Raw genomic sequence first — 11,685 nt, 5'->3', positions numbered from 1 at the left:
GAAGGGTTACGACCCTTCCGGCCACTGATCACTCCTCGGACTCGCCGCTTTCGCCTGAGGCGCCTGCCTTGGCCTTGGTCTCGGAGCCCTTCTGCTGGCGGCCGTTGCGGCGGCGAGGCTGCCGAGGCGCCGGTGCGGCCACCGCGACCGGCTGTGCCGCGGGGCCACCGCCGAGCATCAGCTCCGCGAACGTCGCCATCGCCTCGTCCAACTGCCCGCCGATGCGACGCTCGGACTCCTCGTTGCTCCTGCGAACCACGGAGCTGAAGTAGTCATTGTCGGGCTGCTTCGAAAGCGTGGTCTCGACCTTGGAAAGACCGGACTTCAGCGAGCCGTCGAGGTCGCCGAGCTGGGCCACGAAGCCCTCCTCGACCTTGTCCAGCCTGCTCGCCAGCTCGTCGAGGCGAGTGGTGACCTTCTCCAGCCGGTCGCCGAGCGTGTCCAGCCGCTGCGAGGAGTCCACCATCTCGGCGGTCTCGGTGAGCGCGTTGCGCAGCGACTCGGTGGTGGTGCTGATGCGCTCCTTGTTGTCGGTGTCGAGCCGCTCGACGCGTTCCTTGACGTTCGACTCCAGCAGGTCGATGCGCTCGCGCACGGGGCCGTGCACCGCCAGCGGCAACCCGTCGATCTTGTCGTCCTGCTTGTCGAGGTGCCCGCCGAGCTCGTCGAGCCTGCGGTGGATGTTCTCCAGCTTGTCCTCAAGCCCGTCCATCCGGCCCGCGACGCCCTCGAACCGGGCCGCGACCCCGTCCAATCGCCCGTCGAGTTGGGCGAACGGCTTGGCCAGCTTGTCGACGATCGACTCAACCGCCCTCGCCAGGTCGGCCAGCGCGTTGTCCTGCGCCTCCAGCCTGGACATGGCCTCGTCCAGGCGCTCGGCGAGGACGCTGACCTCGGTGCGGTCCGGCAGTTCGGACAGCCGCTTGCGCACCGCGCCGAGCGAGTCCACCGGCGCCAGCCGGGCGTAGATGTCGTCGAGCGCGTCGAAGATCTGCTGCTGTTCGCTCTCTCGGACCTCGGCCGCGCGCACGAGCATGTTGCGCATGCGGTCGAAGGACGGGGCTGCGAGGTGGTTTTCAGTCGTCACTGCGGTTGTCCTTCTTCGACGGGGGAAAGACCTGGACGTAGTGGGCAGCCTAGCGATCGAACCACTGCGGAGGGTATCGCCCCCGGCTAATTGGCATTGACGTGCAACTCCGGCGAGCTAATAACGAGACGATCTCTCTGCGGAGGGTTGAGTGGAGGTCGAGACTTCCTTCCCCGTCGAGTGATTGCGGTGGATCGATCGAATGAGGGCGGTTCTGGGTACCGTCGAGTCATGTCGACGCGAACCGTCCCGACGCTGCAAGCCCTGCGCAGCGCACCCAAGGTCCTGCTGCACGACCATCTCGACGGCGGGCTGCGGCCACGCACGGTGCTGGAGTTGGCGGAGTCCACCGGCTACCGCGGCCTGCCAACCACCGACGTGGCCGAACTGAGCAGGTGGTTCCAGCAGGCGGCCGACTCCGGCTCGCTGGAGTCGTACCTGGAGACCTTCGCTCACACCTGCGGCGTCATGCAGACCGAGGAGGCGCTGGCCCGGGTGGCCGCGGAATGCGTGGAGGACCTCGCCGCCGACGGCGTCGTCTACGCCGAGGTCCGGTACGCGCCCGAACTGTTCGTCGAGCGCGGACTCAAGCTGGAGGCCGTGATCGAGGCGGTGCTCGCGGGCCTGGCCGAGGGCAAGCGCCGTGTGGCGCGGCGGGGACACCGCATCCACGTCGGTTCGCTGCTGTGTGCGATGCGCCAGCACGCGAGGGCGCTGGAGATCGCCGAGTTGGCGGTTCGCTACCGCGATGCCGGCGTTGTCGGGTTCGACATCGCGGGGCCGGAAGCGGGATTCCCGCCGACCAGGAACCTGGACGCCTTCGAATACATCAGGGTCAACAACGCGCACTTCACCATTCACGCGGGCGAGGCGTTCGGGCTCGCCTCGATCTGGGAGGCGATCCAGCACTGTGGGGCGGAGCGGCTCGGGCACGGGGTCAGGATCGTGGACGACATCAAGACCTCGCCCGACGGCGCCACCGAACTGGGCAGGCTCGCCGCCTACGTGCGTGACCGGCGTATCCCGCTGGAGATCTGCCCCTCGTCCAACGTGCAGACCGGTGCCGCCGCCTCGATCGCCGAGCATCCGATAGGGCTGCTCGCCAAGTTGCGGTTCCGCGTCACGGTCAACACCGACAACCGGCTGATGAGCGGCTGCACCCTGTCGTCGGAGTTCGCGGCGCTGGTGGAGACGTTCGGCTACAGCTGGGCGGACGTGCAGTGGTTCACCATCAACGCGATGAAGTCGGCGTTCATCGACTTCGATCAGCGGCTCGACATCATCAACAATGTGATCAAACCCTGGTACTCGGACTTGGTCAGCAAGCCGTTGCTCTAGCCACGAAAGCGGCAGGTTCGGTCAGTTGACGTGCAGCCTGCCCTCGAAGGACTCCACGAGCGAACGCCAGGCCTTCTGCTCGGCGTCGAACGGCGGGCTCGGCGCGAGTCGGGTCGGGTCCGGCCGCAGTACGAAGGACACCAGCCAGCCGAGGCTCTCCGAGTGCGAGAGTGCCTCGGCCACGCTGTCGTCGTCTGCCCAGTCCGCGGCGTCACGCAGCAGCTCCACGGCCAGCTCCAGCTGGGTCGGATCGATCGCCCGCAGTCCCTCCGCGATATCGGCGTCGAGGCCCGCGAGCACGTAGGTGTTGTCGGGATCGACCTCGACCTCGAGCTCGCCAGCGGTCGCGCTTGTCAGTACCTCGTCCCAAGTGGACACCTCGGCGAGGTCGGTGTCGGCGAGTTGACCGGCGTCGGCCAGTGCCCGGGCGAGCGCCTTCTCCGAGCCGAACACCTCGATCTTGCCGTTCGCGCCGAGGAAGATCGGCTCGTCGTCGAGGTAGCAGCGCAGCGTGTAGTACTCCCCGGTCGAGGTGACGATCTTGATGGGGTCGATGCCCACCTCGGCCCACAGCCCGGTCGGCTCTTCGGCCTCCGCTTCCTCGTCCTCCTCGTCGTCGGACTCGGCGTCCACCGTGTCGAGGTCCTCGTCCTCGGAATCGACTCCGGCCTCGGCCTCCGCGGATTCCTCGTGGAAGGCGGCGAGTTCCTCCGTGGTCTCCTCCAGCGTCGCCGCGTCCACGTCCGGAACAGTCACCAGCTCGTCGATGGTGTCCAGCACGACGTCCCACTTCTCGGAGACCGTCTTGGACAGCTCGTTCCACAGCCGCCCGCCCTCGCGGCCGGTGAAGGGAAGTTGACCCTGGTCGAGCAGCGAGAACGCCTCGCAGCCGTCCAGCACCTCATGGACTTCATCCAGCTCACACACGTCGGCCAGCGACCGGACGATGCCCACGATCTCGGCCAGCTCGGACAGCGTCCACGAGTCGGGCGTCTCGGCCACCAGTTCCGGCACGCCGACAAGGTCGTAGGAGTGGTCGTCGTCGGGAATCAGCTCGGGCACGTTCAGCGCGGGGACCGCCTCCCACGCGGGGTGGTCGATCAGATCGTGCTGCTCCGCGGTGCGGACGTACGCGGCGAGGTGCGCGGCGTCGGGGAAGGCGTAGAGGTCGTCCTCGTCGCCGAGGAAGGCCTCCCACTCCTCGCCGTCCTCCCGCCATCGTGGCGCCCACAGGGTCACCAGATCGCCTTGTGGCAGCCCGAGTTCGATCGGGATGATATCCTGTGCCATTCCGCCCTCCGGAACACCTGTGCACGTGCCGGTCTGATGTTGGAGCTGGAACCGGACGCGATAGGCGAAGCCTACGGGTTCCGGTCCCGCACCGCGATGACCCCTCACTTCCCGGCGCGGGGATGACACCATCTAGGCCACGATGACTGACTCCTTGACCGATCGCCTACCCGGCGACCCCGACCCGGACACGCTCTTCGAAGCATTCTCCACCTGGACCTTCGAGCGTGGCTTCGAACTCTACCCCGCGCAGGAAGAGGCGCTGATCGAAGTCGTCTCCGGGGCCAACGTAATTCTGTCCACCCCCACCGGTTCGGGAAAGAGCCTCGTGGCCGTCGGCGCGCATTTCGCGGCGCTGGCGCACGGCAAGCGCAGCTTCTACACCGCGCCGATCAAGGCGCTGGTCTCGGAGAAGTTCTTCTCCCTCGTCGAGGTCTTCGGCGCCGACAACGTCGGCATGATGACCGGGGACTCCAGCGTGAACGCCGATGCCCCGATCATCTGCTGCACCGCCGAGATCCTGGCGAACATCGCACTGCGGTTCGGCGCGGACGCGGACGTGGGTCAGGTCGTAGCCGACGAGTTCCACTTCTACTCCGAACCGGATCGGGGCTGGGCCTGGCAGGTGCCGCTGCTGGAGCTGCCGAGAGCACAGTTCGTGCTCATGTCGGCCACGCTGGGCGACGTCTCGTTCTTCGAGAAGGATCTGACCCGCCGAACCGGCAGGTCCACGGCCGTGGTCACCTCCGCGCAGCGTCCGGTGCCGCTGACGTTCCGTTACGCACTCACCCCGATGCACGAGACCGTCTCCGAGCTGCTGCACGGCGGGCAGGCTCCGGTCTACGTGGTGCACTTCTCCCAGGCCGCCGCCGTCGAGCGGGCACAGGCCCTGATGAGCATCAACGTCGCCAGCCGGGCCGAGAAGGACGCCATCGCGGAAGCGATAGGCGACTTCCGGTTCTCGGCAGGATTCGGCAAGACCCTGTCGCGGCTGGTTCGCCACGGCATCGGCGTGCACCACGCGGGGATGTTGCCGAAGTACCGCAGGCTGGTTGAGCAGCTCGCCCAGGCCGGACTGCTCAAGCTGATCTGCGGCACCGACACCCTTGGCGTCGGCATCAACGTGCCCATCCGCACGGTGGTTCTCTCGGCTCTCACGAAGTTCGACGGAACCCGGCAGCGCCACCTCAAGGCGCGCGAGTTCCACCAGATCGCGGGCAGGGCGGGCCGAGCGGGCTACGACACGGACGGCTACGTGGTGGTGCAGGCTCCCGACCACGTCATCGAGAACGCCAAGGCGTTGCAGAAGGCGGGCGACGACCCGAAGAAGAAGCGCAAGATCGTGCGCAAGAAGGCTCCGGAAGGCTTCGTCAACTGGACCGAGAGCACGTTCGAGCGGTTGGTCGCGGCGGAACCGGAACCGCTGAGGTCCAGCTTCACCGTGAGCCACTCGATGCTGTTGAACGTGATCTCCCGGCCTGGAAACGCGTTCGCCCACATGCGACACCTGCTGGAGGACAACCACGAGGACCGGCCTGCCCAGCGCAGGCACATCCTGCGCGCCATCGCGATCTACCGCGCGTTGCTCGCAGCAGGTGTGGTGGAGCGGCTGGACGAGCCCGACGAGCAGGGTCGCACCGTGCGGCTCACGGTGGACCTGCAGTTCGATTTCGCGCTCAACCAGCCACTCTCGCCGTTCGCGCTGGCCGCCATCGAACTGCTCGCCCCCGACTCGCCGTCCTACGCACTCGACGTCGTCTCGGTCGTCGAATCCACTGTAGACGATCCGAAACAGGTGCTTTCCCAGCAGCAGTTCAAGGCACGCAACGAGGCCATCGCCCAGCTGAAGGCGCAGGGCGTCGAGTACAACGAGCGCATGGAGTTGCTCGAGGACGTCACCTATCCCAAACCGCTCGAGGAACTGCTGCACGCCGCATACTCGCGCTACCGGCAGGGCCATCCGTGGGTCGCCGACTACGAGCTGTCGCCGAAATCGGTGGTGCGCGACATGTACGAGCGCGCCATGAACTTCGTGGAGTACATCGGTTTCTACGGGTTGGCGCGCTCGGAAGGCGTGCTGTTGCGCTATCTCGCGGGGACCTACGACGCGCTGCGGCGCACGGTGCCGGACGATGCGAAGACCGAGCCGTTGCAGGACCTGATCGAATGGCTCGGGGAGTTGGTGCGGCAGGTCGACTCCAGCCTGCTGGACGAGTGGGAGGCGCTGCGCCACCCCGAGCAAGCGCGACGCTCGGAGCACGAGGGTGGCGAGCGGCTCGACGGTCCTCCGCCGGTGACCCGCAACGAGCGTGCCTTCCGCGTGCTGGTACGCAACGAGATGTTTCGGCGGGTGCAACTCGCGGCGCGGGAGGACTACGCCGCGCTCGGCGAGCTGGACGGGGGGTCCGGCTGGGACGCCCAGGCCTGGGAGCGGGCCTTGGTGGACTACTACGCCGAGTACGACGAGATCGGTACCGGCGCCGATGCCAGGGGTCCCGCACTGCTGCTTGTCGAGCCCGAGCAGGACGTGTGGCGGGTACGGCAGGTCTTCGACGACCCGGAAGGAAACCACGACTGGGGCATCAGCGCCGAGGTGGACCTCAAGGCCAGCGACGCGGCAGGTGCCGCCGTAATCGTCGTGACCGACGTGAACCAACTCTGACCCGCGAGTTCCCCGCTCCTGCCCGCGAGTTCCCCGCTCCTGCCCGCGAGTTCCGCGTTCAGGGGCCCATCGGGTGCCACACCGTCTTGGCTTCCAGGTAGTGCCGAAGCCGGGTCAGAGCGGGGCGTGCCGTCCAGTCCGGCTCGTCCTCGGTGACCGCCAGCACCCGCTTCACCGTCGCGGCGGCCTCGCGAGCGATCTCGACCTGGCCCAGCGGTCCGGCGCCGGTGGGGTCGATCGCGTCCACGTCCGCGTGCGAGGCCAGCCACGGGCCGAGCTCACCCGCTTTGCCGGTCAGCACGTTGACCACGCCGCCAGGCACGTCGGAGGTCGCCAGCACCTCCGACAGCGTGACCGCAGGCAGCGGACGTTCCGCGCTGCTCACCACCACCGCGGTACATCCGGTGGCCAGCACCGGTGCCAGCACGCTCACCAGCCCCAGCAGCGACGAATCCTGCGGCGCCACCACCCCGGCCACCCCGGTCGGTTCCGGGACGGTGAACGAGAAGTAGGGGCCCGCCACCGGGTTGGCCGCGCCAAGCACAGCCGCGACCTTGTCCGTCCAGCCCGCATACCACACCCACCTGTCCACGGTGGCGTCCACGATGGCCTCCGCCTTGCGCGCCGATACCCCCTCGGCGTCGGCCACCTCGGTCGCGAACTGCTCGCGCCGACCCTCTAGCAGCTCGGCCACCCGGTACAGCACCTGGCCCCGGTTGTAGGCGGTGGCCCCTGACCACGACGGAAACGCCGCGCGCGCGGCGGCCACCGCATCGCGCAGGTCCTTGCGCGAGGCATGCGACGCGTTGGCCAGGAACCGTCCCTTCGTGTCGGTGACGGGGTAGGTGCGCCCGGACTCGGAGCGGGGGAAGGCACCGCCGATGTAGAGCTTGTAGGTCTTGGCCACGCTCACTCGATCAGACATGCAGGTAAGCCTCCAGCCCGATCCGGCCACCCTCGCGACCGAATCCCGACTCGCGGTACCCACCGAAAGGCGCGGCGGGGTCGAACCGGTTGAACGTGTTGGCCCACACCACACCCGCGCGCATCCGCTGCGCCAGCCACAGGATGCGCGAGCCCTTCTCGGTCCAGATGCCCGCCGACAACCCGTAGCGGGTGTTGTTCGCCTTCGCGACGGCCTCGGTCGGGGTACGGAAGGTCAGCACGGAAAGCACCGGGCCGAAGATCTCCTCCCTTGCGATTCGCATCGACTGCTCCACCTCGGAGAACACCGTCGGCGGGAAGAAGAACCCCCGCTCGGGCAGCGGGCAGGGGCTCGACCATCGCCGCGCGCCCTCGGCCTCACCTGCGGCGACAAGCTCGTTGATCCTCGCCAGTTGCTCCGCCGAGTTGATCGCCCCGATGTCGGTGTTCTTGTCAAGCGGGTCGCCCAGCCGCAGCGTCTCGATCCGGGCCCGCAGCCGGTCGAGCAGCTCCTCCGCGATCGACTCTTGGACGAGCAGCCGGGAACCCGCACAGCACACGTGGCCCTGGTTGTAGAAGATGCCGTTGACGATGCCTTCCACGGCTTGGTCCAGCGGGGCGTCGTCGAACACCACGTTGGCGGCCTTGCCGCCGAGTTCGAGGGTCAGCCGCTTGCCGGTGCCCGCCAGCGAGCGCTGGATTCGTTTGCCGACCTCTGTCGACCCCGTGAAAGCCACCTTGCCGACGTCGGGGTGAGCGACAACGGCGGCGCCGACGTCATCTCCGCCCGGCACGATGTTGACCACACCGTCGGGCAACTCCGCCTGCAGGCAGATCTCGGCGAAGACAAGCGCGCTCAGCGGTGTGGTCTCGGCCGGCTTGAGCACCACCGTGTTTCCGGTAGCCAGTGCCGGCGCGACCTTCCAGGCGAGCATCAGCAATGGGAAGTTCCAGGGGATCACCTGGCCCGCCACCCCAAGCGGCCGAGGGTCGGGGCCGAGTCCCGCGTATTCGAGCTTGTCGGCCCAACCCGCGTGGTAGAAGAAGTGCGCCGCCGCGCCCGGAACATCGGCGTCTCGCGACTGGCTGATCGGCTTGCCGTTGTCCAGGGTCTCAAGCACGGCCAGTTCCCGTGCCCGCTCCTGGATCAGCCTTGCGATGCGGAAGACGTACTTCGCCCGCTCGGCACCGGGCAGCTTGCGCCAGGTGCGCTCGTAGGCGCGCCTCGCGGACCGCACCGCGTTGTCCACATCCGACTCCGATGCGGTGCCGACCTCCGCGAGCACCTCACCGGTCGCCGGGTTGACCGTCCGTATCGGCTCACCGGAACCGTCGACGAACTCACCGCCGATGAACGGGCGGTAACGTTGCTTCAGGTTGGCGATCTCCGCGGACTCCGGCGCTGGCGCGTATTCCCATTGGCTCATCTGTCAGTCCAGTGCGAGGTGGTCGGGACTGCTGTAGTGACCTTCTAGCCGCGTTCGGCGCTGCAGTAGCAGGTCGTTGAGCAGGCTGGACGCGCCGAACCGGAACAGCGCAGGCACGAGCCAACCCTCGCCCGCCACCTCGCGAACCGCCACCAGGTAACGGATGGCTTCCTTTGTGGTGCGGATTCCGCCCGCGGGCTTGACGCCGCGCTGCTCTCCTGTCGCCTCGTGAAAGTCGCGTACGGCCTGTAGCAGCACGTGCGTCACCGGCAGCGTCGCGGCGGGGGTGATCTTGCCGGTGGAGGTCTTGACGAAGTCGCCGCCCGCCAGCAGCGCGAGCCAGCTCGCCCTTCGCACGTTGTCGTAGGTGCCCAGCTCGCCGGTTTCCAGGATGACCTTCAGCCGGGCGTTGCCGCACGCCGCCTTCACGGCGACTATCTCGTCGAACACCGCGCCGTAGCGGCCCTCGAGGAAGGCACCCCGATCGATCACCATGTCCACCTCGGTCGCTCCGCAGGACACGGCGAGCGACACTTCGGCCAGCTTCACGTCCCGGCCGGAGCGCCCGGACGGAAACGCCGTGGCGACACTGGCCACCTCGATGCCGCTACCCCGTAGCGCTCGCGTCGCGGTCTCGACCAGATCCGGGTACACGCAGACCGCCGCCACCCTGGGCGTGTCCGGATAGCCGGGGTCCGGTTGCCGCGCCTTGGCGGCCAAGGCACGCACCCTGCCCCTGGTGTCGGCACCCTCGAGCGTGGTCAGATCGATCATGGCGATGGCGGCGTCGATGGCCCACAGCTTCGCGGTGTTCTTGATGCTGCGGGTGGCCAGGCTCGCCGCCCGTTGTTCCAGCCCCACGTGATCCACGCCGGGCAGCCCGTGCAGAAACCGGCGCAGGCTCTGCTCGTCGCGGGTTGCTTCGGCGAGCTCGGCGGGCAAGGTAGCTGTCGCCATGGCCTGAGAGTAGCCGCACGCCGTCAGCCCGGTCAGCTTCACAACGCTGATCGGCGGCTGCTCACCGGTCCGAGCGCGAGCAACCGGGGCAGCGTGGTCGCAAGCTGTGTCGTGCGCGACGTCGTCGTGGTTTCGAGTTCGCAGAACGCGGCCGCGGCGACCTGGAAGCGAGCCACGAGCGAGTCGATCGGCGCGGTGAGATTGCGGGTACCCATCGTGGTGATCTGGGTGCTCGCCGACTCGTCGTGCAAGCTGTAGGTGCCGAAACCGGGAAGCGAGCCGTCGTGCCCCCACACGAAGGCGCCCTCGCCGCAGGGTGGCAGTGGCAGCCTGGCAAGGCCGAGCCCGTAGTCGAACCCGGCGTACTCGCCGTTGCCGTCCAGCGCGGGCACGGTCCGTTTCATCTGGGCGAGCGTGTCCGCGCTCAGCAACCTGCCCCGCAGCAGTGCTCGGAAGAAGCGGTTCACGTCCTGGGCGGTGGAGATCATGCTTCCTGAGCCGAAATAGCGGGAGTAGTTGTAGACGGTGACGTCGGTGAGCCCCCTGGGTGGCTGGTAGAGCTGCTCGTACCCGTGGCCCGCCGCCCGGGTGAGCAGCGGCTGGTCGCGGACCAACGTGGTGTCGGAAAGCCGAAGTGGCCGCAGGATGCGGTCGGCGAGCACCTCTTCGATCGGCTGCCTCGTGGTCTTCTCGACCAGCATCGCCAGCACTGTGTAGCCGATGTTGGAGTAGGCCCAACTAGTGCCCGGCTCGAACCGCAGCGGGGTGCCCGTGGTCGCGGACCTGACCACCTTCTCGGGGGTGAGGCTGACGAACCGCTCGGTGTCGACCTCGGGCAGCGACTGCCAGCCGAGTTCGGGCGGCAGGTCCCTCGGCAGGCCGCTGGTGTGCCGCAGTAGCTGGCGCACCGTGATCGGCTCCGGGTACGGCAGCAGCCCGGGAAGGTAGCCTGCGACGGGATCGTCGAGTCCGATCTTGCCTTCCTCGACGAGTTGGAGCACGAGCGTGGCCGTGAAGGTCTTCGACACGCTGGCTATCCGGAACCTGCCCCGCTGCCGCGGTTCTCGGCCGGTGTGTAACTCACCGACGCCGCTGGCGGCGCTCCAGCGGCCGGTGCGGTCAACGACGGCCGCGAGTACGCCGGGCGTGCCCGTTTCCACGGCCTTGTCCATGGCAGTCCGAACATCGGCCTGTCCCGGCGCGGCAGCCGAGGGGACGCCTGGCGCGACCGTCGCGATGACGGCGCAGGTGATGACGGTCGCCGCGAAGCGGACGGCGTGCCGCATGTGAATACCCCCAGTGTGGCTCTTATTCGAGTTGGGTCTGTCCCTCGCGGCGCTTGCGGTCGCGCGGGACGCGCTTGACCTCGACTCCGCCCATCAGCGCCAGTCCGTTGATCTTGACCACCGGTGCGCCTTCCGGCGCCGAATCCGCCGCGCCCTGCTTGTCCTTGGTCTCGAAGGCGCCCATGAACCCGATGCCGGTGACGTCGACGACGATGTCGTCGGGAACGACGATGTCGATGCCGCCCATGATGGCGACCGCCGTGATGGTGCAGTGCTTCTCGGCGAACCGCGCGTTACGCAGATCGATCTCCACGCCGCCCCAGAACGCGAAGCTGTTGTGCTGGGTGGGCAGCACCCAGTTGCCCTTCCTGGTGGCGCCCGACAGCACGCCGATCGAGAACGTCGAGCCAGGTGTGCCGCCGATCCGCCTGTCCGGCAGGTTCTCGCCAGCGGCTGCAGGTGAGACCTGCGTGTGCGACACCGAGGCGCCTGGCAGGTCGACAAGTACCGGCTCCAACTCGCCAAGTGTCTTGGCCGCGTACACCGTGCCGAGCCGTTCCTCCAGCTCGGCCATGGTGATGCGGCCCTCGCTCATCGCGTTGTGCAGCAGTTGCGCCACACGTTCGCGGTCGGCGTCCGAGGCCCTCAGCTGTTTGGGATCAGGGCGCTGCGGCTGTTCCGTCACGACGCCCACCCTATCGCCTCGGTGGCGGA

9 protein-coding genes are annotated in these 11,685 nt (G+C 68.0%); 2 read left to right on the top strand and 7 right to left on the bottom strand.

Translation table 11 applies throughout. The annotated features are described in order from the left end of the window. Positions 1 to 28: 28 nt before the first annotated feature. Entirely contained in the window at positions 29 to 1,087 is a 1,059-nt protein-coding gene (locus tag FHU38_RS21970) for a PA containing protein (RefSeq protein WP_167174609.1), read from the bottom strand. A 231-nt stretch (positions 1,088 to 1,318) separates the two neighbouring features. Between FHU38_RS21970 and FHU38_RS21965 the strand changes: the two genes are divergently transcribed. Next, positions 1,319 to 2,425, top strand: coding sequence for an adenosine deaminase (locus FHU38_RS21965; protein WP_167174607.1), 1,107 nt, complete (start codon positions 1,319 to 1,321; stop codon positions 2,423 to 2,425). 21 nt (positions 2,426 to 2,446) lie between these two features. On the opposite strand, the gene FHU38_RS21960 is transcribed toward FHU38_RS21965, so the two are convergent. Next, positions 2,447 to 3,715, bottom strand: coding sequence for a primosomal protein (locus FHU38_RS21960; protein ID WP_167174604.1), 1,269 nt, complete (start codon positions 3,713 to 3,715; stop codon positions 2,447 to 2,449). A gap of 142 nt (positions 3,716 to 3,857) precedes the next feature. Between FHU38_RS21960 and FHU38_RS21955 the strand changes: the two genes are divergently transcribed. Further along, positions 3,858 to 6,377 (top strand): DEAD/DEAH box helicase, encoded by a 2,520-nt coding sequence (locus FHU38_RS21955; protein ID WP_167174601.1) that lies wholly within the window; start codon positions 3,858 to 3,860, stop codon positions 6,375 to 6,377. A gap of 58 nt (positions 6,378 to 6,435) precedes the next feature. Here FHU38_RS21955 and FHU38_RS21950 read toward each other — a convergent pair whose 3' ends face one another. The 5 genes from FHU38_RS21950 to FHU38_RS21930 are packed head-to-tail and all read right to left on the bottom strand — an operon-like array spanning position 6,436 to position 11,656. Then, entirely contained in the window at positions 6,436 to 7,302 is an 867-nt protein-coding gene (locus FHU38_RS21950) for an aldehyde dehydrogenase family protein (RefSeq protein ID WP_167174597.1), read from the bottom strand. Beyond that, a complete protein-coding gene (locus FHU38_RS21945) occupies positions 7,295 to 8,728 on the bottom strand; it encodes an aldehyde dehydrogenase family protein (protein ID WP_167174594.1) in 1,434 nt (477 codons plus the stop codon). The genes FHU38_RS21950 and FHU38_RS21945 overlap by 8 nt, the downstream gene beginning before the upstream one ends. Positions 8,729 to 8,731: 3 nt before the next feature. Further along, positions 8,732 to 9,685 (bottom strand): deoxyribose-phosphate aldolase, encoded by a 954-nt coding sequence (gene deoC, locus FHU38_RS21940; RefSeq protein WP_167174591.1) that lies wholly within the window; start codon positions 9,683 to 9,685, stop codon positions 8,732 to 8,734. 38 nt (positions 9,686 to 9,723) lie between these two features. Next, positions 9,724 to 10,971, bottom strand: a complete 1,248-nt coding sequence (locus FHU38_RS21935; RefSeq protein WP_167174588.1) for a serine hydrolase domain-containing protein — start codon at positions 10,969 to 10,971, stop codon at positions 9,724 to 9,726. A 22-nt stretch (positions 10,972 to 10,993) separates the two neighbouring features. After that, positions 10,994 to 11,656: a DUF1707 SHOCT-like domain-containing protein gene (locus FHU38_RS21930; RefSeq protein ID WP_167174585.1), complete on the bottom strand. Its 663-nt coding sequence runs from the start codon at positions 11,654 to 11,656 to the stop codon at positions 10,994 to 10,996. Positions 11,657 to 11,685 lie beyond the last annotated feature (29 nt).

Origin of the sequence: Saccharomonospora amisosensis, from assembly GCF_011761185.1 — a bacterium.
Taxonomy (GTDB): Bacteria; Actinomycetota; Actinomycetes; order Mycobacteriales; family Pseudonocardiaceae; genus Saccharomonospora_A; species Saccharomonospora_A amisosensis.
This window is presented reverse-complemented; position numbering and strand designations above follow the sequence as displayed.